General features: G+C 55.0%; 19 protein-coding genes. 14 read left to right on the top strand and 5 right to left on the bottom strand.

All coding sequences use genetic code 11. The features are described 5' to 3' along the window. Positions 1–4: 4 nt before the first annotated feature. Positions 5–301, bottom strand: coding sequence for a LysR family transcriptional regulator (locus F5984_RS21145; RefSeq protein ID WP_152126211.1), 297 nt, complete (start codon positions 299–301; stop codon positions 5–7). Positions 302–527: 226 nt separating this feature from the next. Here F5984_RS21145 and F5984_RS21140 point away from each other — a divergent pair, with 226 nt between their 5' ends. The 13 genes from F5984_RS21140 (at position 528) to F5984_RS21080 (ending at position 16,869) form a co-directional block, all read left to right on the top strand. Next, entirely contained in the window at positions 528–2,201 is a 1,674-nt protein-coding gene (locus tag F5984_RS21140) for a hypothetical protein (protein WP_152126210.1), read from the top strand. Positions 2,202–2,211: 10 nt separating this feature from the next. Next, a complete protein-coding gene (locus F5984_RS21135) occupies positions 2,212–2,661 on the top strand; it encodes a hypothetical protein (RefSeq protein WP_152126209.1) in 450 nt (149 codons plus the stop codon). Between the two features lie 101 nt (positions 2,662–2,762). Next, positions 2,763–3,182, top strand: a complete 420-nt coding sequence (locus F5984_RS21130) for an IS1/IS1595 family N-terminal zinc-binding domain-containing protein (protein WP_152126208.1) — start codon at positions 2,763–2,765, stop codon at positions 3,180–3,182. Between the two features lie 122 nt (positions 3,183–3,304). Next, on the top strand, positions 3,305–4,720 hold the full coding sequence (locus F5984_RS21125) for a porin (protein ID WP_185155603.1): 1,416 nt from the start codon (positions 3,305–3,307) through the stop codon (positions 4,718–4,720). Positions 4,721–4,776: 56 nt separating this feature from the next. After that, the gene (locus tag F5984_RS21120) at positions 4,777–6,360 is read left to right on the top strand and encodes an MFS transporter (protein ID WP_152126207.1); all 1,584 of its coding nucleotides are present in this window, start codon (positions 4,777–4,779) and stop codon (positions 6,358–6,360) included. An 82-nt stretch (positions 6,361–6,442) separates the two neighbouring features. Continuing rightward, the gene (locus F5984_RS21115) at positions 6,443–6,673 is read left to right on the top strand and encodes a DUF6814 family protein (protein ID WP_152126206.1); all 231 of its coding nucleotides are present in this window, start codon (positions 6,443–6,445) and stop codon (positions 6,671–6,673) included. 133 nt (positions 6,674–6,806) lie between these two features. Continuing rightward, positions 6,807–7,019 (top strand): hypothetical protein, encoded by a 213-nt coding sequence (locus F5984_RS21110; RefSeq protein ID WP_152126205.1) that lies wholly within the window; start codon positions 6,807–6,809, stop codon positions 7,017–7,019. After that, positions 7,012–9,777 carry a sensor histidine kinase gene (locus F5984_RS21105; RefSeq protein WP_152126204.1) on the top strand — a complete coding sequence of 922 codons (2,766 nt, stop codon included), beginning with the start codon at positions 7,012–7,014 and terminating at the stop codon, positions 9,775–9,777. The genes F5984_RS21110 and F5984_RS21105 overlap by 8 nt, the downstream gene beginning before the upstream one ends. Next, on the top strand, positions 9,764–10,138 hold the full coding sequence (locus tag F5984_RS21100; protein WP_152126203.1) for a response regulator transcription factor: 375 nt from the start codon (positions 9,764–9,766) through the stop codon (positions 10,136–10,138). The genes F5984_RS21105 and F5984_RS21100 overlap by 14 nt, the downstream gene beginning before the upstream one ends. Before the next feature lie 81 nt (positions 10,139–10,219). Beyond that, positions 10,220–12,157, top strand: a complete 1,938-nt coding sequence (locus F5984_RS21095) for a propionyl-CoA synthetase (protein WP_152126202.1) — start codon at positions 10,220–10,222, stop codon at positions 12,155–12,157. A 98-nt stretch (positions 12,158–12,255) separates the two neighbouring features. Further along, a complete protein-coding gene (gene acs, locus F5984_RS21090) occupies positions 12,256–14,157 on the top strand; it encodes an acetate--CoA ligase (RefSeq protein WP_152126201.1) in 1,902 nt (633 codons plus the stop codon). A 231-nt stretch (positions 14,158–14,388) separates the two neighbouring features. Beyond that, the gene (locus F5984_RS21085; protein ID WP_152126200.1) at positions 14,389–15,117 is read left to right on the top strand and encodes a 3-keto-disaccharide hydrolase; all 729 of its coding nucleotides are present in this window, start codon (positions 14,389–14,391) and stop codon (positions 15,115–15,117) included. Positions 15,118–15,228: 111 nt separating this feature from the next. After that, on the top strand, positions 15,229–16,869 hold the full coding sequence (locus F5984_RS21080; RefSeq protein ID WP_394367443.1) for a catalase: 1,641 nt from the start codon (positions 15,229–15,231) through the stop codon (positions 16,867–16,869). A 322-nt stretch (positions 16,870–17,191) separates the two neighbouring features. Here the strand turns inward: F5984_RS21080 and F5984_RS21075 are convergent, their stop codons facing one another. The 4 genes from F5984_RS21075 to F5984_RS21060 all read right to left on the bottom strand — a co-directional run bounded on the left by F5984_RS21075 (position 17,192) and on the right by F5984_RS21060 (position 21,608). Then, positions 17,192–18,397 carry a DUF1624 domain-containing protein gene (locus F5984_RS21075; protein ID WP_152126199.1) on the bottom strand — a complete coding sequence of 402 codons (1,206 nt, stop codon included), beginning with the start codon at positions 18,395–18,397 and terminating at the stop codon, positions 17,192–17,194. After that, on the bottom strand, positions 18,381–19,292 hold the full coding sequence (locus F5984_RS21070) for a 3-keto-disaccharide hydrolase (protein WP_152126198.1): 912 nt from the start codon (positions 19,290–19,292) through the stop codon (positions 18,381–18,383). Before F5984_RS21070 ends, F5984_RS21075 begins: the two co-directional genes overlap by 17 nt. A gap of 107 nt (positions 19,293–19,399) precedes the next feature. Further along, entirely contained in the window at positions 19,400–20,665 is a 1,266-nt protein-coding gene (locus F5984_RS21065) for an asparagine synthetase B (RefSeq protein ID WP_152126197.1), read from the bottom strand. Positions 20,666–20,831: 166 nt separating this feature from the next. Then, positions 20,832–21,608, bottom strand: coding sequence for a UDP-2,3-diacylglucosamine diphosphatase (locus F5984_RS21060; protein ID WP_152126196.1), 777 nt, complete (start codon positions 21,606–21,608; stop codon positions 20,832–20,834). A 119-nt stretch (positions 21,609–21,727) separates the two neighbouring features. Here F5984_RS21060 and F5984_RS21055 point away from each other — a divergent pair, with 119 nt between their 5' ends. After that, positions 21,728–22,513, top strand: a complete 786-nt coding sequence (locus F5984_RS21055) for a hypothetical protein (RefSeq protein WP_152126195.1) — start codon at positions 21,728–21,730, stop codon at positions 22,511–22,513. Positions 22,514–22,933: the final 420 nt, after the last annotated feature.

Raw genomic sequence — 22,933 nt, 5'->3', positions numbered from 1 at the left:
TAACTCAAACAGCTTCTAAGTTATACACCGCGAGCTCCTTCCGGTTCAGTTGCCGGGCAAACTGCTCTAACGCGCGCACCTCGGCCACAATCCCCCGTGCTTTTTCAAGAATTAGCTGCCCCTCTAGTGTTGGCACAACGGGCACCTGCTGGCGATTAAAAATCTCAATATTCAGGTGGGCTTCGAGGCAACGGATTTGCTGGCTAAGCGTGGGCTGCGTGATGCAGCACCGGTCAGCGGCCCGGGTAAAACTGCGCTCCGTATCGACGGCAATAATGTATTCTAACTGGCGAAGTAACATAAAGGCAAGCAGTTAAGGTGGTTGATGAATGTATTCTCAAACTGTTTGGTCTGTCTTTTGTTGGCGGCACAAAAGATAATTTTGCTAAAATACTATAGATAAACCGCGTTCCAGATGCTAAAAAGGGCATTATTGATAGTATCTATTTGACCTCATATAGGCGGCCCGATAACCTTTGTGCAAGTTTTTATCAAATGAGTACAAACACTTCACAAACGTTTCGTTTATGTCCAGTCCATTACGGCATGTACTTTTAGGTATCTTACTGCTTGGCTCTGCACTGTTCTGTTCGCCGGCCTCGGCTCAGGGTTACTGGGCCGGTTCCAACTACAAGAACGGTTTACGACTGTATCTCAACAAAGACAGCACGAGCTTTATCCGACTGCTGATGTGGTCGCAGATCTGGATGCGCTGGCAACAGCAAAATCCTGGCACCAGTATCTCCGGCAATAACAATGTGCCGCAAACCTGGGATGTGGGTATTCGGCGGAGCCGGATTCTGATGCACGGGCAACTGACACCCCGCATTCTGGTTTTCTGGATTATTGGCGCCAACAACCAAACCTTCAATACGGGGGGCGGTGGCCTGCTGACGGGCCCTGATGGGGTTACCGACGGCAAACGACAGTCGGTGTTTGTACACGATGCCTGGACCGAATTTAAAGCCAGCCGGGCTTTCTCGTTCGGGGCGGGGTTGCTCACCTGGTCGGGACTGTCGCGGTTATCCAATGCCGCCACGCTCAACTTCCTCACGCTCGACTCCCCGCTTTATGGCTGGGCCTTGCTCGACGCCAACGATCAGTTTGCCCGTACCTTTGGTCTGTACGCCAAGGGTGAGATTGGCAAACTCAGCTACCGGGCCGTGCTGACCAAGCCTTTCACCATACCCGAAGCCGCCACCGGCTGGACAACCCCTTACACGCAGGCGCAACGTACGGGAGCCTCCCCCATGACCACGTTGGCCGGGCGGGGTGCCGGCTGGGCCGCCGGTCTTACGGCCCTGCCCAACGCGTACAACATCTCCCAATACAACTCGCGTACGCTCAACAAGCCCCTGTACCAGTTGTATGCTACCTACGATTTCTTCGAGCAGGAAAGCCAAACCCTGCCGTTTATGGTGGGCTCGTATCTGGGCACTAAAAAAGTATTCAACATTGGGGGTGGTTTCATGATTCAGCCCGACGCCATGTGGCACCGCTCCCGGATTTCGGCCACGCCAACTATTCCGGCGGGGGTGTCGCTCACGGCTGCGCAAACAAGCGAATTGCAGGCTGGGCGGTACCCGGCAGCGATCACAGGCTTCTCGTCGCTACCCGAGAATCAGCGCATTGCCCTGCAAACGGCCAACGTTGATACCACCGTGACCGCCATGAAACATTTTGCCCTCGACAGCTTTCTCGAACTCCCCCTGGGGCCGGAGGGGGAAAATCGCTCGTCGATCACAGCGTATGCGGCTCATTACTGGTTCAACTACGGCCCCAACTTTGTGCGCAACGCCGGTACCATGAACCTGGCCAGTGCGCCCACGCAGCCGGGCTCGCAGCCACAGGCGTTCAATGGGGCGGGTAATACGTACCCGACCTGGGGCACAGGCTCCGTATTCCACGTTCAGGCGGGTTATATGTTTCCGCGTGCCTGGACGCGTAGCTTTGGTCAGTTTCAGCCGTATGTATCGTACAGCCGGGCTAATTTCGAGCGGCTCAATCAGCCCTATAACCTGCTCGAGGGTGGCCTGAACTGGTTGCTGGCCGGGCATAATGCCAAAATTACAGTACACTACCGCCCACGCCCGATTTATTCGGCAGCAACCAACGACGTACCCGGACAGGAAGGCCTTGGGGGTATGCGGATTACCGATCGAAAGTCCGAAATTATCACCCAGTTTTTCATCTTTTTCTAACCGCCATGCTATGAAAAGGGCATCCTTTCTCTACTTGTCTGTACTGTTGCTGGTAGGCCTCCAAACGGGCTGCATCAATACCAAACCCCGCCCCATGTACATTCCGTGCGCGGTGTCGCAGGATGTTTTTGTGGAACGCTGCACCAAACTATTGACCGACAACGGCTACAAGATTATTGAGGCAAACCCCACGCTGGCGCGGGTGCGGGCCACCAAGGCGCAAAGCCAGTACAACCAGGGCGAAAATATGCAGTACAATGGGCCTTACCTGTTCGATGCCACCTACACGCAGGGCAGCAACATTATCATCAGTGTAGCTACCACCATTCGGGTGTACCAGGCCGACGAAACACCGTTTGTGCTGCAAACGCATAACGAAAGCCGTAACACCAGCTCGGCCGACAAAAAATACTTTGTGCCTATTCTGAACGGATTACGGAAAGTATGCGCCCAGCCGTAGCGGATAATGGACAAAATAAAAGGATAGCAAGATAGAATTAGCTTAATCCGCTAATTTGCTATACATTCGCTAATTAACTATAGATTTTGTCCTAATCCCACATGGCAACGCCCAAATGCCCAAAGTGCTCAAACACAAATGCCGTTCGGAATGGCGTACTCAACGGCCGACAGCGGTTTCGTTGTAAACAGTGCCACTACAACTTTACGGTTGAAAAAGCGGGAAAGAGTATCAGCAGCTACTATGTGATCAAGGCGCTACAGCTTTATATAGAGGGTGTTAGCTACCGAGAGATCGAACGACTGCTGGGAGTTAGCCACGTTTCGGTCATGAACTGGGTGAAGAAGTATCAGATCAAAGTCCCCGAAAATAACAGCTACCACCCTACTTATAAAATACTCAGCAACAAAGAGTTAGCCGAGTATTTCAGCAAACCGGAGAATGTGAGTGGCGCGGGCATGATTGTTACCGAGCTGGGCGACAAGTTCATGTTGATCAAGTGGGAGCGGTTTCGGGAATGAGAGGCAACCTGGAAATATCTATAGGTTTTAGCATAGCTATAGCATCTATTTCCATCGGACGAGACAGATGAGCAGTTTTGACCTGGTTTTCACGACCACCTAAACCGCTACTTGTCTTAACTATGTTGTCCCGTTCCGTAACGTTTACGCTGGCGTTGGCTCTGCTGAGCCTGGCCACCACTACCCGGCTGAGAGCCCAGGGGTCGAGTGAATATGGTTCTGGTCTCAAATTCAATCTGAGCCCAGATGGTACCAAGTACGCACGCATCATCATGTGGAATCAGATCTGGTTCCGATCCATGCAAATGAACCCCGGCACCAGTGTCAACGGAACGCCAACCGACCAACTCACCGACGTGGGTGCCCGCCGGCTCCGGTTGCTGGGGTACGCCCAGATTTCGCCCCGGTACCTGATTCTGGTGCATGCCGGTATCAATAACCAAACGTTTGTCAACGGCGGAGCATCGGGTAGCAGTGGTACGGGCGGCTACGGGCAGGGCAAGAAACCCGGTATTTTTTTCCACGACGTATGGAATGAATACGCGGTGGTACCAGCCGGGAAGAAACCCGACGGGTCAGTGGCTAAAAACACGCTCTACGTTGGGGCGGGGCTACACTACTGGCATGGGGTTTCGCGAATGACGTCGGCCAGTACGCTCAACTTTCTGGCTATCGACGCGCCCATTTTCAACTGGCCGCTCATCGAAAACTCCGATCAGTTTGCCCGTTTGTTTGGGGTGTACGCCAAGGGGAAACTGGGCAAGTTTGAATACCGGCTTAACTACAACAAGCCGTTTGCCACCAACCAGACCCCGCCCACCTCGGGTACGGTAGTTACGCCCGACGTAGCCGTCGACAACAACGGGGTAAGTAAAATGTCGTACGGCGCGTACTTAGAGTATCAGTTTCTGGATCAGGAGGCCAATATTTTACCGTTCAAGGTTGGCACGTACGTGGGCACCAAACGGGTGTTCAACATCGGTGCCGGCTTTTACCGCCAACCTGAGGGCACCCGCTATTACAACGGGGGCAGCCTGAAACCGAGTGATATTAATCTGTTCTCTGTGGATATGTTCGCGGATCTGCCGTTTGGCGACAAGAAAAAGAACATGGCTGTGACTGCTTACAGTGTCTTTTACGACTATAATTTCGGCCCTAATTACATCCGAAACCTGGGGATCATGAACCCCGGTGCCAACAACCCCGCTTTTGAAGGGAAACGGGCATTGGCCGGGCCGGGCGATGCCCGCCCCTTGCTCGGAACGGGGCAGATCTGGTACACGCAGGCAGGCTTGCTGCTGCCCAAAACAACCGACAAACCCAAAATGCGGGTGCAGCCCTTTGCCGCCTATACCTACAAGAACCTGGAAGCACTCGGAAAGGCCGGTAGCTACTACGACCTGGGCTGTAACTTCTACCTCGATGGGCATCATGCCAAAATTACCCCCCAATGGTCTGTAAGGCCTATTTACACCGACAAGAACACCATCAGCGATTACAAAGGTGAGTTCCTGTTGCAGGCGCAGATCTACCTCTAACCCGTTTTTTACCAACGCATCGTATTCCAATTAACCAATAAAACCTTATTTCTCCCATGGTATCAGAACCAAAAGCCGCTAAGGCCAGCAGCACCCGCACGCTTATGAGCGTTATCGGGGCATCGTCTGTCGGGACACTCATTGAGTGGTACGACTTCTACATCTTCGGCTCGCTGGCCACGGTGCTGGCCACTAAATTTTTCCCGGAAGGCAACCCAACGGCCGCTTTCCTCTCTACGCTGGCAACGTTTGCCGCCGGTTTCGTGGTGCGTCCGTTCGGGGCTCTGTTTTTCGGGCGACTCGGCGACCTCATCGGCCGGAAATACACCTTCATGGTCACCCTGATGCTGATGGGGGGCGCTACGTTTGCCATTGGCCTTATTCCGAGTTACGAAACCATCGGGTTCATGGCCCCGCTGCTGGTGTTGATCCTGCGTTTGTTGCAGGGGCTGGCCCTCGGGGGTGAATACGGGGGAGCCGCTACCTACGTGGCCGAGCACTCACCCGCCGACAAGCGTGGTTTCTGGACCTCCTGGATTCAGATCACGGCTACCGCCGGTTTGTTTGTATCGCTGATTGTGATTCTGATTACCCGCACGTCGATGAGCAAAGAGGCTTTCGACGACTGGGGCTGGCGGGTACCGTTCTGGGTATCGGTCCTGATGGTGTACGTATCGTTCATCATCCGGCGCAACATGAGCGAGTCGCCCCTGTTTGCTAAGGCGAAAGCCGAGGGCAAAACGTCGACCAACCCGCTCAAAGAAAGCTTTGGCAACAAGTACAACTTCAAGTTTGTGTTGCTGGCCCTGTTTGGTGCTACGATGGGGCAGGGTGTGGTTTGGTACACCGGTCAGTTTTACGCCATGAGCTTCATCAAAACGGTGTGTAACGTTGACGCCATTCAGGCCGACAGCCTGATGAGTGTGGCCCTGCTGATGGGTACACCGTTCTTTATCGTGTTTGGCTGGCTATCTGACAAAATCGGCCGGAAAGGCATCATGCTCGTGGGTATGCTGGTAGCCCTGCTCACGTACCGCCCCATCTACGAGCGGATGTATCAGACCACCAACGTGGCCAACAAGCAGGAGGTAACGGCAGCTACTACCATCGACTCCGTCGTGACGGCCGACCCCAACGTAGCGGGCGTGTCGATTATGACCAAGACCGTGAAAAAAGAGTACACCGACGGCACCAAGCTCACCGAAGTTACAAAGCTCAAAATAGCGAGCGCCCCCGCTGCCGAACCGGCCAAGCCAGAAATCAAGAAAACGCTGACCCTCAACGACAGCGACCGCTGGACTCTGATCTGGCTCGTATTCATTCAGGTGATTTACGTAACGCTGGTGTACGGTCCCATTGCTGCTTTCCTGGTCGAGATGTTCCCCACCAAGATCCGGTACACCTCCATGTCGCTACCCTACCACATTGGCAACGGGGTGTTTGGCGGTCTGCTACCGGCCGTGGCTACCTACCTGGCTACCGGTGCGAAAGACGCCAACCTGGCAGCCGAGAAAGCCGGCGCAGCCCTACCCTACGCAGCTCCGTACCTGGAGGGCCTCTGGTACCCGATTATTGTGGCGGCCGTAAGCTTCGTAATTGGTGTACTGTACATCAAAAACCGACCATCGGCAGCTGACTAACCAACCCTTACCCGTTGGCGGGCTAACTACACCCGCCAACGCCCTAATCATTCAAAAAAACAGTATAAACCGTTTCAAAGACATGGACGCAATCAAACGCATAATGGGTGTTGTGTGGCTCGGACTGGCCGCTGTGTGTGGCTACTACGGCCTAACCGCCTTTGGTTTACCGAAACTATCGACCGGCAAACAGGAAGATCTCGTGTTTGGCATCATCATCGTATTTGTGCTGATGCCGATTATCGTGGGCGGACTGGCTACGTTCGGGCTGTACGCGCTTCAGGGCGAGTACAACGACGAGGCCAGCCGATAATGAGAGTAGGGTTTCTGGCCGAGCGTCAGAAAATCGGATTGGAAGATACTGGCAAACGCTGCACCCGGCTGGGTGCAGCGTTTCTACCCCGAACCGCCCTACGGCTTATATGTTGTACTCACCGTACCTTGTCATGAAAACGAAGCGGCTCCTTTTTATCAGTCTCCTGTTTGCGGTACTGCTCAACGAGCCAGTCCTGTCAATTGTGAGTCAACCCCGGTTGCTGGCCGGGATTCCGCTGACGTATGCCTACATTCTGCTGGTCTGGGGGCTGATGATTATTGTACTGGTGGCCCTTTTGCACAAGCACCACAATACCGACGACACACCCCACGCCGATGAATAGTCTGATTCTCCTCTTTGTATCGGCGGGGTATCTGTGTCTGCTCTTCGTTATTGCCGACATTGCCGAGCGCCGAAGCCGCACCGGCCGGAGTCTGGTCAATAACCCGTACATCTATTCCCTGTCATTGGCTGTGTACTGCACCGCCTGGACATTCTACGGCAGCGTGGGCCGGGCCGCCGAACACGGCGTGCAGTTTCTGACAGTCTACATAGGCCCAACGCTTACCGCCCCACTTTGGTGGATAATCCTGCGCAAGATTATCCGAATCTGCAAGCAGCAGCGGATCACCAACATTGCCGATTTTATCTCGGCCCGTTACGGCAAAAGCCGGGGGCTTGGCGTGTTCGTTACGGTGCTTTGTCTGGTGGGCATCATCCCCTACATTTCGATTCAGATCAAGGCTATATCGGGCAGCCTGTCGCTACTCTCGGGCAGCCCCGACGCGTACGACAGAAGCTTTTTTCTGACCGATCCAGCGTTTTACACCACGCTGTTATTGGGCATTTTCACCATTCTGTTCGGGACCCGCACGCTCGAAGCCACCGAACGGCACGAAGGCATGGTAACGGCCATTGCGTTTGAGTCGCTGGTGAAACTGGTAGCATTTGTAGCCCTGGGCGTGTTTGTCACGTTTGGCCTGTTCGACGGCCCCGCCAGTATTTTCAGTAAAGCGATACAACTACCCGCGCTCAAAGAACAACTGACCTTTGGCCCCGGTCATACTACCGGCGATTGGTTCTGGAACTGCCTCATGTCGATGGCGGCCGTCTTGTTCCTGCCCCGTCAGTTTCAGGTAGCCGTGGTCGAAAATGTGGACGAGAGACACCTCGACCGGGCTATCTGGCTGTTTCCGCTGTACCTGTTTGTGATTAATCTGTTTGTACTGCCGCTTGCGTTTGGCGGTCATATTCTCCTGGCCGACCTGCCTATTCATGCTGATAGCTACGTGCTCATGCTACCGGTTCAGTACGGGCAGAAAGGGCTCGCCCTACTGGCTTACATCGGTGGCTTTTCGGCCGCTACGGGCATGATCATCGTCGAAACCATTGCCCTGAGCGTGATGGTGAGCAACAACGTGGTGATGCCGCTGGTCATTGGCCGCCCGAGCTGGCAAAGCCGGGTGGGTACGGGGTCATTTGTCATCAACACCCGCCGAATTACCATTCTGGTGTTTCTGCTCATGGCCTACGTGTACTACCGGGCGGTGTCGCATCACTTTTCGCTCGTGTCGGTGGGCCTGATTTCGTTTGCGGCCGTTGCGCAGTTTTTACCGGCCGTTATCGGCGGCTTATTCTGGAAAGGGGGCAACCTGCCGGGGGCCCGTCTGGGCTTGTGGGCAGGCAGTCTGGTCTGGTTTTACACCCTGGTACTCCCCACGCTGGTGCCCGCTTTACTACCGGCCGAGTTGCTGACCGACGGGCCGCTGGGCATTGGATGGCTACGGCCGCAAAACCTCTTCGGCCTCAACACCCTCGAACCCATTGCCCACGGTATGTTCTGGTCGTTACTGGCCAATCTTATCGGGTATTTATGGGGCTCGGCCAACTGGCCCCAATCATCCATCGAATACAATCAGGCCATCCTGTTCGTTGATATTTTCAAACTCTCGCGGGCGCTCGATAACTCAGTCGTCTGGCGGGGCAAAGTGCTCATTGCCGACCTCCGCTCGCTGCTTACCACCTTTTTCGGCCCCGAACGCGCCAACCGGGCCATCCTTCGTTACGCCCCCGACGAGTCATCGGGTCAGAAAAGCCTGTACGCCGACGCCCAACTGGTAACCTACACCGAGCGCGTACTGGCCGGAGCCATCGGTACGGCGTCAGCGCGCACGCTGGTGGCTTCGGTGGCAAAAGAAGAACCGATTCTGGTTGATGAGATGATTCGGATTCTGAAATCGTCGCAGGAACTGATCCTTGTCAACAAAGAACTGAAACGCAAATCGGCCGAACTCGAACGAACCACCCGGCAGCTCAGCGAAGCCAATGAGCGGCTCAAAGCGGCCGATATGCACAAAGATGATTTTCTGTCGACGGTGACGCACGAGATCCGCACGCCCATCACCTCTATTCGGGCCCTGACCGAAATTGTGCACGATACGCCCGATATGGACCCCGACGCCCGGCAGCATTTTCTGGGTACGGTCATCAAAGAGTCAGAACGGCTTACCCGGCTCATCAATCAGGTACTGGACCTGGAGCGGATCGAGTCGGGCCGGTATCAGCTATCGACCGAAAGGCTGTACCTGCCCGAGCTGGTGACCGAGGCCGTCGATGTTGTTGGGCCGTTGGCCACCGAGAAAGCGATTCCGATTCGGGTTGCTAACCACACTGAACCATCCGACTCGGTATGGGGCGACCGCGACCGGCTCATGGAGGTGATTGTGAATCTGCTGTCGAACGCCATTAAATATTCTGACCGGGCCGCCGGGCCAATTACCATCACCACCCACACCGATGCGGGAGCGTTGGTGCTTACGGTGCAGGACAAGGGCATCGGTATCGATCTTGCGCATCAGGAGTTGATTTTCGAGAAGTTTTACCAGACGCACGCCGTTCGGCAAACCGAGAAGGGAAGCAGCCGGTCGGCCAAGTCGGGGCGGGTTCTGAAAAGCAGCGGACTGGGCCTGGCCATTACCCGGCGAATTATTCATTTGCACCGGGGCACCATCACATTAGAAAGTAAGTTAGGCGAAGGAAGTTGCTTTACCGTTCGACTACCATTGGCTCCTGAAGGGGCTGTCGCTTATGAAAAACAATAAGTTCACTGTACTCATTGCCGACGACGAACCGAACATTCTGTTGTCGCTCGAATTTTTGATGAAAAAAGAAGGGTACCGGGTGCTGATAGCCCGCGACGGGGCCGAGGCCTACGAGCTGATTCAGCGCGAGAAACCCGACTTGCTCTTACTCGACATTATGATGCCACACATGAATGGATACGAGCTTTGTCAGTTTGTGAAGCAATCGCCCGAGCATCAGCACGGAAAAGTCATTTTTCTGAGTGCCAAAAGCCGCGATACTGAAATTCAGAAAGGGTACGATGCCGGTGCCGACCTGTACCTGCCCAAACCGTTCTCGACCCGCGAGCTGATGGCCAAAGCGCAGGAATTGCTTGCCTGAGTGTACCCTTTAGGTTTATCAATTTTGGGTTAGGTCAAATCAGTACAACACTCCATCTCTTCATTAACGTAACGAAACGGTATGTTGCCAACCTCTTACACCACTGCCCATCAGCGTAGCCTGAACGACCCGGCCGGTTTCTGGCAGGACGAGGCTCGGGCCATACCCTGGGTGCAGTTTCCCGAACAGATTCTGTCGACCGATGAGCATGGCTACCCACGCTGGTTTGCCGATGGCGTTCTCAATACCTGCTATGCCGCCCTCGACTACCACGTCGAAAACGGCCGGGCCGACCAAACCGCGCTGATCTACGATTCGCCGGTGACGGGCACCATACGCCGGTACAGCTACCGCGAGATGCTGGCCCAGGTAGCCCAACTCGCCGGGGCGTTTCGGCAACTGGGTGTTGGCCACGGCGATACCGTCGTGATTTACATGCCCATGGTGCCCGAAGCCGCTTTTGCCATGCTGGCCTGCGCCCGCATCGGCGCTATTCACTCGGTGGTGTTTGGCGGCTTTGCCCCGCACGAGCTGGCCCTGCGCATCAACGATGCCCAGCCCAAGCTAATTCTGTCGGCCTCGTGCGGCATTGAATTCGACCGGGTGATTCCGTACAAACCCCTGCTCGACGAGGCCATTCGGCTGGCCACCCACCAACCCAACCACTGCCTTATTCTGCAACGGCGCGAATGCACGGCGTCGATGGTAGCCGGGCGTGACCTCGACTGGGCCGAAACCGTTGCCCGAGCCACACCCGCCGAGCCAGTACCCGTAAACGCGACCGATCCGCTGTATATTCTGTACACCTCCGGCACAACCGGCAAACCCAAAGGCATTGTACGCGACCACGGTGGCCATGCAGTGGCGCTCCGGTACAGCCTCAAGGCAGTGTACAACGTAGAACCGGGCGACGTGTTCTGGGCAGCCTCGGACCTGGGCTGGGCCGTGGGCCACAGTTACATCGTGTACGGCCCATTGCTGGGCGGCTGCACAAGCCTGTTGTACGAGGGCAAACCAGTCCGAACACCCGATGCCGGGGCTTTCTGGCGGGTAATCGAACAGCATGGGGTGAACGTATTCTTTGCAGCCCCCACGGCGTTCCGGGCAATCCGCAAGGAAGACCCGGCGGGCAAACTCCGTCAACGCCACAATCTGGGTTCGTTGCGCACGGTTTTCGTGGCTGGCGAACGCTGCGACCCGCCTACATTGCACTGGCTCGAAGAGGTGTCGGGCGTGCCGGTTATCGACCACTGGTGGCAAACCGAATCGGGCTGGCCGATGCTCTCCAACCCAATGGGCATCAGCCCCATGCCCGTAAAGGCGGGCTCGGCTACGGTGCCCGTTTGCGGGTACGACCTCCAGATTCTCGACGAAGCTGGCGACCCACTCGGCCCCAATCAGGAAGGGTTCGTATGCCTTAAACTGCCTCTGCCGCCGGGTTGCCTGCCTACCCTCTGGCGCGACCCGGAGCGGTTCCGGCAGTCGTACCTGAGCCGGTTTCCGGGGTATTACCTCTCCGGCGATGGTGGCTACATTGACGAAGACGGCTACGTGTTTATCATGGGCCGGGTAGATGATGTGATCAACGTAGCCGGACACCGGTTGTCGACGGGCGAAATGGAAGAACTCGTGGGCAGTCACCCGGCCGTAGCCGAATGCGCCGTGGTGGGGCTGGCCTGTTCCCTGCGCGGGCAGCGGCCGGTGGGGTTCGTAGTCTTGAAAGACGACTGGGCCGGCACGTCAGAGCAGGGTAGCCACGGGACCGATACCCCCCGCTCGGTCGAAGCCGAACTGGTCAACCTGATCCGCGATCAGATTGGGGCGGTGGCTTATTTCCGGCAGGCCGTCATCGTAAAACGATTACCCAAAACCCGGTCGGGCAAAATTCTGCGAAAGACCATCCGACAACTAGCTGATGGCGAATCGTTTGCGATGCCTTCGACCATTGACGACCCCGTTATTCTGGACGAAATCCGGGCTGAATTGGCCGCACGGGGCATCGGACTTGCTTTTGAATAATTTTTCCTGTCGGTACGCAGCGGGGGCAGAACCCATTTATTTTGCAGCCTAACCACCCCAACGCGTTCCGACGCCATCCATCTATACAAAAACCTACTATGAATTTTCAGCTTAAAACCTTTGCCGAGTACGAAGAGGCCTACCAGAAAAGTGTATCAGACCCCGAAGCCTTCTGGGCCGAGGTGGCCTCTGAGTTTAAATGGCGCAAACCCTGGACAAAAACCCTGCAATGGAACTTCGACGAGCCCAACGTGAAGTGGTTTCAGGGTGGTAAACTGAATATTACCGAAAACTGCCTCGACCGGCACCTCGAAACCCGCGCCGACCAACCGGCTATTATCTGGGAACCCAACGACCCGCACGAGTCTGGCGTGACGCTCACCTACCGGATGCTGCACGATCAGGTATGCCGTATGGCCAACGTGCTGAAACGTAACGGCGTAGCCAAAGGCGACCGGGTGTGTATTTACCTCCCCATGGTGCCCGAACTGGCCATTGCGGTGCTGGCCTGTGCCCGCATCGGGGCCGTTCACTCGGTGGTGTTTGGTGGCTTCTCGGCCCAAAGCATTGCCGACCGGATCAACGACGCCAAATGCCGGCTCGTGATTACGGCCGACGGAGCCTACCGGGGCAACAAAGAAATTCCGCTCAAAAGCGTGGTCGATGATGCCCTCATCGGGTGCCCAAGCGTGGAGCGCGTGGTGGTGATGACCCGTACCCGCACCCCGGTGGCCATGCTCAAAGGCCGCGACGTCTGGATGGAGCAGGAACTGAAGCAGGTTACAGCCGACTGCCCTGCCGAGGAGATGGACGCTGAAGATATGCTGTTTATCCTGTACACGTCTGGCTCAACGGGCAAACCCAAAGGCGTGGTGCATACCTGCGGGGGCTACATGGTGTACGCGGCTTACACGTTTGCCAACGTATTCCAGTACAAACCTGGCCAGGTGCATTTCTGTACGGCCGATATTGGCTGGATTACGGGGCACAGCTACATTGTGTACGGCCCGCTGGCCTGCGGAGCAACCACCCTGTTGTTTGAGGGCGTGCCTACCTGGCCCGATGCTGGCCGGTTCTGGGAGATTGTCGACAAGCACAAGGTGAATATTCTGTACACAGCCCCCACGGCCATCCGGTCGCTGATGAGCTTCGGGCTGGAGCCGGTGCAGAAACACGACCTGAGCAGCCTGGAGGTTCTGGGCTCGGTGGGTGAGCCTATCAACGCCGAGGCCTGGCATTGGTACGACGATAACATCGGCAAAAACCGCTGCCCCATCGTGGACACCTGGTGGCAGACCGAAAACGGTGGTATTCTGATTTCTCCGCTGGCGGGCCTGACCAAAACCAAACCGACCTACGCTACCTTGCCCCTACCGGGTGTGCAGCCGGTGCTGGTCGACGAAAACGGCACGGTTATCGAGGGCAACGGCGTGTCGGGCAACCTCTGCATCAAGTTCCCCTGGCCGGGCATGCTCCGCACGACCTACGGCGACCATGAGCGTTGCCGCCAAACGTACTTCTCAACCTACCCCGGCATGTACTTCACGGGCGATGGCTGTCTGCGCGACGAAGATGGCTACTACCGGATTACGGGCCGTGTCGACGACGTGCTGAACGTATCGGGCCACCGGATTGGCACGGCTGAGGTCGAGAACGCCATCAACATGCACACGGGCGTGGTAGAGAGTGCGGTGGTGGGCTACCCGCACGACATCAAAGGGCAGGGTATTTACGCATACGTGATTACGGAAGCTCTTCCCGCCGACCACGATGCCGACCTGACCAAGCGCGACATTCTGGCCACCGTAACCCGCGTGATTGGGCCCATTGCCAAGCCCGACAAAATTCAATTTGTAACGGGCCTGCCCAAAACGCGCTCCGGTAAAATCATGCGCCGGATTCTCCGCAAAATTGCCGAGGGCGACGTGAACAACCTCGGCGACACCACAACCCTCCTCGACCCGGCCGTAGTGGACGAGATCAAGGCAGGGGCGGTGTAGTCAACTGGCTTTGCCATGCTGCTTAAAACCTGACGACTGAAGCATTATGGGTCAAAATGCTTCGTTCCTAAGCAGGACAAACACCAAAACGCCGGGCAGTAAGGTCCGGCGTTTTGGGTTATATTTGAGGGGAACGTTATACTGCCAGGGGTCCCTTATCCCAAAATCCTCTAAAGCTCCGACATACACTCTTTTTCCCAGTACCTAATCCCTATAACTAAGCCAATTCCTATGCATCTTCCTCCCAAGTTTCTTACCGTACTTTTCTGTCTAATCGGCACTCTCACCCACCTCCACGCCCAGAATACACTCACGGCCAAAGAGAAAGCCGATGGTTGGCAACTGCTCTTCAACGGGCGGAACACCCAGGGCTGGCACACCTACAACGGTAAAGGCGTTGGCGCAGCCTGGCAGATTCAGGACAACGCCCTGCACCTTTCGGTACCGAACCGGGCAGGCAACAAGGCCGTCAACGGGGGCGATCTGGTAACCGATGTGGCCTTTACCGGCGATTTTGAATTTAAAGCCGACTGGAAAGTAGATCGGCTCACCAACAGCGGCATCTTTTTCTTTGTGCAGGAATCGCCCACGCACAAAAACGTGTACGACACGGGGCTGGAATTACAGGTGCTCGACAACGCGATCTATGGCGAAGCCGACGAGAACAAACACCGCGCCGGCGACTTTTTCGGAGTAGCCAACGCACGGGTTCGGGAAGTAAACCCGGTTGGGTCGTGGAATCAGGTGTACGTGAAGAAGCAGAAAAACCAGCTGATAGTCACCCTCAACGGGTTTACCGTTCACGAGTTCGACCTGAGCAGTGCCGACTGGAAATCGCGTCTGTCGGGCAGTAAACTGAAAGATGCCCCCATTGGTAAGGGTGTTTTTGCAGGCCGTATCGGGTTGCAGGACTGGGGCAGCCCCGTCTGGTTCCGAAATATCAAAATCCGGCGGTTGTAAGAGAACAGGCGGTTTAGGTTGGACGATTTTCGTCGCTCACAATAATCTATAAAAACACAAGACTGTATAGAGAAGTTGACCTCACTGAGAACCACTTCTCCGAATACAGTTATGGAAAACAACGAAAAACAAACCCCGAACGGCCACGTGCCCATGCCACCCAACGGCTCAGGCGCTACTAACGGCAGTACCGAAACCGATCAGACGCTGACCACCCGGCAGGGCCATCCCATCACGGACAATCAGAACACCCGCACGGTAGGGCGTCGGGGCCCGGCTACGCTGGAAAACTACGCTTTTATCGAGAAAATCACCCATTTCGACCGGGAGCGGGTACCCGAGCGGGTGGTACACGCCCGGGGCGCCGGGGCACATGGTTACTTTGAAGCCTACGGAACCGCGGGCGATGAACCTATTAGCCAATACACCCGCGCCAAACTGTTTGGCCAAAAGGGCAAACAAACGCCCGTATTTGTGCGGTTTTCGTCGGTTATTCACGGCGGACACTCGCCCGAAACCCTCCGCGACCCGCGTGGCTTTGCCGTGAAGTTCTATACCGAAGACGGTAACTGGGACTTGGTGGGGAATAACCTGAAGGTGTTCTTTATCCGCGATGCCATGAAGTTCCCCGACCTGGTTCATGCCTTCAAACCTGACCCGGTCACCAACATTCAATCGGGCGAGCGCATCTTCGATTTTATCTGCAACACGCCCGAAGCCATGCACATGATTACGTTCCTGTTTTCGCCCTGGGGCATTCCGGCCAATTACCGGCAAATGCAGGGCTCCGGCGTGAATACCTACAAATGGGTGAATGAGGCCGGCGAAGCCGTGTTGGTGAAATACCATTGGGAGCCGAAACACGGAATCCGCAACCTGACACAGGCCGAAGCCGAGCAAATTCAGGCGAAAAACTTTAACCACGCTACGCAAGACCTGTTTGATGCCATTGAGCAGGGCAACTACCCGGAGTGGGAGCTCTGCGTGCAGATTATGAGCGACGACGAGCATCCCGAACTTGATTTCGATCCGCTCGACGACACGAAAATCTGGCCGACAGATCAGTTTCCGTTTCTGCCGGTCGGTAAAATGGTGCTGAACCGAAACCCGCAAAACTACTTCGCTGAGGTAGAGCAGGTCGCGTTTGGTACGGGAGTGCTGGTAGATGGGCTGGAGTTTTCGGACGATAAGATGTTGCAGGGCCGCACCCTCTCCTACTCCGACACGCAACGGTACCGGGTGGGGGCCAATTACCTGCAACTCCCCATCAATGCCCCTAAAAAGCGGGTAGCAACCAATCAGCGCGATGGCCAGATGGCCTACAACGTCGATATGGCACTGGGGCAAAATCCGCGCGTCAACTACGAACCATCCATTCTGGGCGGTTTGCAGGAAGCTCCCAAAAGCGGTGCCGACTATACCCCCCGGTACGATGCCAATCTGGTACGGCAAAAAATTGACCGGCAGAATAACTTCAAACAAGCTGGCGAACGGTTCCGGGCGTTTGAAGACTGGGAACGCGACGACTTGATTACAAACCTCGTAAATACCCTGAAACCCGCCGACAAACGGATTCAGGAAAAAATGGTGGAGCTGTTCAGCCAGTGCGACGAGGAATACGGCCGACGCGTACGCGAGGGTTTACAATCAGCGCAGAGTCCGCAACAAACGAGCGGCCCCATTGGTAGCGCCCATACCGACGAAGCCGTTCGGCAAGCCAAAGAGCAATCGCACCCGGCTCAACCGTATTAGCAAACGTCAACTGTCTAAGTGAGTGAATAATGTAGAATGAATAATGATTTGCCCTGCTGACTAGTAGCTTAACGTGAATTATGCATAATTGCTGACGCAAGGGCCTTCGACAGGCTCAGGCTGACTATAAACTTGAGAGCCCCCAGTCAGCCTGAGCCTGCCGAAGGCCCTTGCGTCAGCAATCGTCTGTTAAACAGCTAGTTGTATACAGATTATCCATAATTCACGTTAGCTTATACATCACAATTCATTCTACATTATTCATTACACATTTAAATGCGCCCGGCTTGCAGGTTTATTTTCAGCCTGGGTTTATCTCCCTTTAAACATACCGCAACCAGCCTTTTTCGGGGTGTTCAGCCTTATAACGGCCATACCACTTACAAAGCGGGTACAGCCCAATAACCACTCCTGCCCAGACCAGATATACCCAGCCCAATTCAACCCCCGACCCTTTGGGCCGCCCGAACGAGAAGGGCGCAGGGTTCAGGTTGGACAGCGAAAAGCCCTGTAGCACCAGCAGGCCCAGCAACAACAGATGCACCAGATACCAGTGCAGAATGTAGTAAAACATTGGCACAGCGCCGTACACCGTGAGCACACGGCTTACGGTATTCGACACGCCATCGGCCCAGGCCAAAAGCAGTAAGGCGATACCCAGCATGAGCAGGCTATACAACAACGAGGGCGGGTACTTGCTCACGTTAATGAACGACAAAACCGTAAACAAGGGAGTAGCCTGCACCGACCAGGGCGATCCATCACCGTAAACATTGGGCAACCGAAGTCCCACAAACAGCACCAGAGCCCCCACACCCAGCCGGGCCAATGTTCGCTTGCGCTCGTGCAACGGCTTCTCGAATAGTGGCCCCAACCCATAACCAACCAGCATGATACCCAGCCAGGGAACCACCGGGTAGCCGACCAGCACGGCAAAATCAGGTGTAATCTGAAAAAAGTTGGTTTGAAACAAAAGAGCCCATACAAACCCAAACGCGGGGTTGGGTGGCAACGTAACCAACCCCAACAGGTTGTGCCCGAACAGAATAACCAAACCCACAATTCCGAGCGTGCGCGCCCGAAAACGAGCCAGAAATGAAAGTATTACAAACCCGGCCCCAATGGCGTAAATCACTTGCAAGAGCAGGGCCCGAAACGGGATTTCGAACCAAAACGCAAAGTTGACAATGGTTAGCTCGAACAAAATGAGCACCAATCCCCGTTTCAGCAGAAATTGGCGAGCGGCTCCGTCGTTCCGCTTTCGTAGCGACAGATAGGCCGAGGTGCCCGACAAAAACACAAACGTGGGCGCACAGAGATGCGTAATCCAGCGGGTCAGAAAAAGCGGAGCCGTGGTGGTAGCCAGATTAGTAGGGTCCTGATCGGTGGCTGTCACATGCAACAGGTCGCGGACGTGGTCGAGAGCCATGATGACCATCACCAGGCCGCGTACCACATCGATCGATGTAATTCGGCCGGCTGGGTTTCGGGCGATTGGCAGAGTAGTAAGGCTACCGTCGGTTTGCATAGCGACACTGACTGTTGTCTGACTTCACAAAATACGACTTGTAATTCAGCGCCTTAGGATCGGTACACCCTTTAAGGTTAAGCAGTTCGACCCGGCGGAAATCAATCGGATGGCTTTCGGCCTGCAACGCAATGTAGCCGCTGCCAAGGGGGGTATTCTGCCGCTCCATCCAGTAACGGGCACCGGCCTCATCGACCCCGGCCGAAATAAACGTGTAGTCTTTGCTCACAAAACCGCCCCCCACTTCGGGCCGATTATAGGTGAGCACGGTATCGCCTTCGATAATGTGGTGCACAATAGAATCGCCCAGTACAACGGCATCTATCGTCACCCAACCGTCGCCATCATACGTTTTTGAGTCCGAATCAATACAATGAGCCGGGTTTAGCTTACCGTTCATGTACACCTGCGTGCCGGGCGTGCAGAGGTTAGCCGTGTGCCGGGGGCCTTTTCCCAGCCCACCCAACATCTGGATTTCGAGCGAGACCGGAAAATCCTGCTTCAACGAGAGGCTCTTTGCCGACTGCGAGTGTACCATCACTCCGCTGTTGCGCACATTCCAGGCAGCTCCGCCGGGTATTTGATTCCCCACAAACCGGTACGTAAACCGCAGGATGTAGTGCGAATACGGCTTGTTGTAATAAATATGCCCAAACTTCCCGTCGAAGGATTTGTATTGGTCATAGGCAATGCGCAGCATCCCATCTTCGACCCGAAACGTGTTCAGATAATTATCATTGAGCGGATGCCCGGCAATTTTAATATCCCAGCCGCTCAGGTCTTTGCCATTGAACAGGGGTTCCCAGTCTTGCGGTCGGGGTTTGGGCTGTGCCTGAGCATACGACAACAAACTGAGCAGCCAAATGGCTGAGAGAAGAATTCGGCGAAAAAGCATACGAAAGGCTGGTCAAAGGCGACAGGTTTACAAAAACGCAAAAGCCTATGGCAGGGCGTTTTTACCTCATTTATTGACCAGCGGTACCCGATACCAGCCCGTGATGCTTACGTTTTGCGCTTTTTCTTGCGGGCCGATGGAAACAGTACATTATTTAGAATGAGCCGGTAACCCGGTGAGTGCGGATGCAGGTTCAGATTGGTAGGCATTCGGAAGTTGCCGCCCCGGACGCCCTCCGGGTCATGCCCGCCGTAAAACGTCCATTGCCCCCGGCCGATTTCGCCATAGATGTAACGGTGTGAGGTTTTCCCCTCGCCCATGACCAGCACATTGGGCTTCACGGCCCCTTTTCGGAAGGCCGTTGTTTGACCGGCAAACTCCCGGATGGTAGCCTCATGGTTTTGCGTCAGCATAGCCGGAATGACGTCCCACTTAGCCGAGAAATTGAACAATTCGAAGTAGGTATTCCCGCTTTCGTATCCCCGACTCCCGTTGGCGTTAATGTCTGAAAACGTCGAGAAACCCCGGTAGCCGTTGTCGCCCTCGAGGGTGAAATTCTGAAACGCCACCGTCTTGCTAAAATCCAGTTTCGACTGCGCATCTGGGTCGGCAGGGTCGCCATCATAACTGCTGGGTACAATATCGACCCCCTCGGCAGCAAGCGCAATATCGAAGGTCTCAGCGCCCGAACACATGGCAAACAAATAGCCACCCCCAGCGCAAAATTCTTTGATTCGTTTAGCCACCGCCAATTTCATGTGCGACACCTTCGCGTGCCCGAACTTTTTCGCAATAGTTTCCTGGGCTTTAATATCATCGACGGTCATGCGGTGCATACTCCGGCCAAACTGCCCCGTAAAGTCTTCGTGGTGCAGGTGAAGCCAGTCGTACTTAGGCAGGTCGCCTTTCAGAATTTCCTCGTCGTACACCACCTCGTAGGGAATCTCGGCATAGGTGAGCACCTGCAATACGGCATCGGTATTTTCAAACTCAGCGGTACTGATTTTGATGGGCGAATACACCACAATTTTGGCCGCTTTGAGCAGCTTCACCACATCGCCGTTGAGGTTAGGGTCGGCCAGTTTTTGCCGGATAGAAGCTGCTTCGGCATCGGAGATAATTTCAGCCGAAACACCCCGGATACGGCACTCGGCCTCAAACGCAGCCGAATGGGCGATCATAAAGCTACCCCCCCGGTAATTGAGCAGCCATTCGACCTCCGCATCGGCCTTCAGCACGGCGTAGGCAATCCCGTAGGCTTTGAGGTGATTGGATTGTCGCTCATCCATCGGGATAAGAATCGACCGGGCCCAACCTGCCAACGGAGCAGCGAGCAGACACAACAGCAACACGGAAGCGAAAGACCGTCTCATAGCCGATGCTTTTTTCTGGCTAAAGAACTTCAAACTCCCGCTTTACCCCTTTAGTTTCAGAATATTAGGAAGGGGAAAGAAAGGAGGAGGGGAGGAAAGGGAGGAAGGACTAATCCGCCCGCAGATTTTTCCCCTTTCCTCCCTTTCTCCCCTCCTCCTTTTTTCCTTACTTCCACTCCTTCAACGCCATCGTTTGGCCGTCAAAGACGCCGTAGGTACGGGCGTGGAGCCATTCGCCGATGTTGACGTATCGGCTGTTTGGCGTTACCGAGAGGTCGAGGGGCAGATGCCGGTGTCCGAAAATATAGTAATCGTGATGTTGACGCTTTTCTACCTCCTGGCAATAGAGGTACAGCCATTCGCGGTTTTCACCCAGAAAGACCTCCTCCCCTTTTTCGGCCCCACTCGCGCGGCTCTTCCGTGACCATGCCAATGCAAGTGAGATACCAATATCGGGATGAACCCACCGAAACAGCCAACGGGCCAGCCCGTTCTCAAACACTTTCTTGAGCTGTTTGTACACATGGTCGCCGGGGCCGAGGCCATCGCCGTGCCCGATATAGAACCGTTTGCCACCTATGTCGTACACACGGGGTTTACGGTACACCGGAATACCCATTTCAGACGTGAAGTAGTCCGACATCCACATATCGTGGTTACCAGTAAACAGCGTAATGGGCAGGCCCGCGTCGGTCAATTCGGCTAATTTCCCCTGCAAACGGGCAAAGCCTTTCGGGATGCTCTGCTTGTACTCAAACCAGAAATCGAACACATCACCTACCAGAAAAATGGCGGCCGCGTCGGCCCGGGCCGTTTCGAGCCAGTCGACAATAGCACGTTCGCGTTCGCGGCTTTTCTCGGGGGTTGGGGTACCGAGGTGAAAATCGGAGGCAAAGTAAACTTTCTGGCCGGAGCGCAGCTCAATCGTTTCAACGGGGGGCATTCAGCAGATGTCCTGATTCGGGCGCAAAGATAGGGCATTGCGGGGTACGCTAAGACCCGGAAACATCTACCCGCCAAAATAGTATTAGTCTACAGAACAACTCATCTTTTCGTACAATTATGCGCTATCCATCCATCTTCATCGCCACACTTCCCGCCTTACTTTTTGCCTGCGGAGGCTCATCGACCACCACCGACGCGGCCAACGATGCCGCCGGTACCGGTAGCCCGTTTCTCGCCCGCGAGGTGGTAGGCGTCCATATGCTCAGCACCGACATTAATTATGACGAGCCCTGTAACTATCTGGCCGAGGAGTTTGTAACCGAAACCTTCGGTCTGGAGGGCGTCACCCTCGAAAAATTCGACAAACCCAATGGGTGCGAGTTTGTCTGGGGCAGTAATAAAGTATCGCTTATGCTGGGCGACAAACGCCCGTTCCCGTCGATCTACCATGCCGAGTACGTGTTCGATCGGCTGTATCAGCCCAAAGCGGTGGCCCTCACCACGGGCCAAACGGGTGCGGGCGATACGCGGGAACCCCTCAGCGGACCGAACTCCGAAGGCACCGGAGCCGAACTACCCGCCACGAACCTAAACAGTGCCAAACGCGACACATCGGCCGCCAACGACACCGCCAACACGGTATCGGGTAGGCCCGCCCGTGCCGCTCAGTTTACCGAACCTGTTCAATCAACGGCTGGGTTCAAGGCCGTACCCGAGATAGGTGACAAAGCGGTTTGGGAACCCGCTAAGCAAACGTTACACGTATTACTGAACAACCACATCCTGAATGTTCAGGTAAAAACAGCAGGCAGCGACGCCCAAAAACAAGAGCGGGCTACCACACTGGCGCAGGTAATCCTGAGTCATCTGGTCGATAATTACCACGGCACACGGGCTCATTAACCCCCAACAAGAGTCCATTTACCCCCTTTTTGGAGGATAAACCCATAACGCCTGAGGACCTTTTCAGCTGAGTCGGTCTTTGGGCGTTTATTTTGTTTACAGACCTTTCAAACTATACGTATAGGTGGCTTACGTAGTTACCAAAATAGGCTTTTCAATACGCTCCAGCACCCCTGTAGAAAGAACCGTCAAAATGAACGTTCTTAAAAAATGGCTAAATGTTTTTGCAAAATAGTCAGTATCCAAGAAGATTTATAATCAATTTCACAAAATGAACTTTGTAAAATGAAATTTGGCCAAACCACCTGTTTTCAAAATAAAATGCGTACTATATTGCAAGGCTTTATCACAAACACGTAAAAGTCCGGCTCCTGACGCTATTTATTCTTATCGCCGGATTACCTTTTGATTTAACGATTT

Source organism: Rudanella paleaurantiibacter (genome assembly GCF_009184635.1).
Classification (GTDB): domain Bacteria; phylum Bacteroidota; class Bacteroidia; order Cytophagales; family Spirosomataceae; genus Rudanella; species Rudanella paleaurantiibacter.
The sequence above is the reverse complement of the archived record's forward strand: the minus strand, read 5'-3'. Positions and strand labels throughout refer to the sequence as shown.

What these genes read in the sequence shown, in the direction of transcription:
- F5984_RS21145 (WP_152126211.1), bottom strand. Translation starts at nt 301, where the DNA reads ATGTTACTTCGCCAGTTAGAATACATTATTGCCGTCGATACGGAGCGC.
- F5984_RS21140 (WP_152126210.1), top strand. Translation starts at nt 528, where the DNA reads ATGTCCAGTCCATTACGGCATGTACTTTTAGGTATCTTACTGCTTGGC.
- F5984_RS21135 (WP_152126209.1), top strand. Translation starts at nt 2,212, where the DNA reads ATGAAAAGGGCATCCTTTCTCTACTTGTCTGTACTGTTGCTGGTAGGC.
- F5984_RS21130 (WP_152126208.1), top strand. Translation starts at nt 2,763, where the DNA reads ATGGCAACGCCCAAATGCCCAAAGTGCTCAAACACAAATGCCGTTCGG.
- F5984_RS21125 (WP_185155603.1), top strand. Translation starts at nt 3,305, where the DNA reads ATGTTGTCCCGTTCCGTAACGTTTACGCTGGCGTTGGCTCTGCTGAGC.
- F5984_RS21120 (WP_152126207.1), top strand. Translation starts at nt 4,777, where the DNA reads ATGGTATCAGAACCAAAAGCCGCTAAGGCCAGCAGCACCCGCACGCTT.
- F5984_RS21115 (WP_152126206.1), top strand. Translation starts at nt 6,443, where the DNA reads ATGGACGCAATCAAACGCATAATGGGTGTTGTGTGGCTCGGACTGGCC.
- F5984_RS21110 (WP_152126205.1), top strand. Translation starts at nt 6,807, where the DNA reads ATGAAAACGAAGCGGCTCCTTTTTATCAGTCTCCTGTTTGCGGTACTG.
- F5984_RS21105 (WP_152126204.1), top strand. Translation starts at nt 7,012, where the DNA reads ATGAATAGTCTGATTCTCCTCTTTGTATCGGCGGGGTATCTGTGTCTG.
- F5984_RS21100 (WP_152126203.1), top strand. Translation starts at nt 9,764, where the DNA reads ATGAAAAACAATAAGTTCACTGTACTCATTGCCGACGACGAACCGAAC.
- F5984_RS21095 (WP_152126202.1), top strand. Translation starts at nt 10,220, where the DNA reads ATGTTGCCAACCTCTTACACCACTGCCCATCAGCGTAGCCTGAACGAC.
- acs (WP_152126201.1), top strand. Translation starts at nt 12,256, where the DNA reads ATGAATTTTCAGCTTAAAACCTTTGCCGAGTACGAAGAGGCCTACCAG.
- F5984_RS21085 (WP_152126200.1), top strand. Translation starts at nt 14,389, where the DNA reads ATGCATCTTCCTCCCAAGTTTCTTACCGTACTTTTCTGTCTAATCGGC.
- F5984_RS21080 (WP_394367443.1), top strand. Translation starts at nt 15,229, where the DNA reads ATGGAAAACAACGAAAAACAAACCCCGAACGGCCACGTGCCCATGCCA.
- F5984_RS21075 (WP_152126199.1), bottom strand. Translation starts at nt 18,397, where the DNA reads ATGCAAACCGACGGTAGCCTTACTACTCTGCCAATCGCCCGAAACCCA.
- F5984_RS21070 (WP_152126198.1), bottom strand. Translation starts at nt 19,292, where the DNA reads ATGCTTTTTCGCCGAATTCTTCTCTCAGCCATTTGGCTGCTCAGTTTG.
- F5984_RS21065 (WP_152126197.1), bottom strand. Translation starts at nt 20,665, where the DNA reads ATGAGACGGTCTTTCGCTTCCGTGTTGCTGTTGTGTCTGCTCGCTGCT.
- F5984_RS21060 (WP_152126196.1), bottom strand. Translation starts at nt 21,608, where the DNA reads ATGCCCCCCGTTGAAACGATTGAGCTGCGCTCCGGCCAGAAAGTTTAC.
- F5984_RS21055 (WP_152126195.1), top strand. Translation starts at nt 21,728, where the DNA reads ATGCGCTATCCATCCATCTTCATCGCCACACTTCCCGCCTTACTTTTT.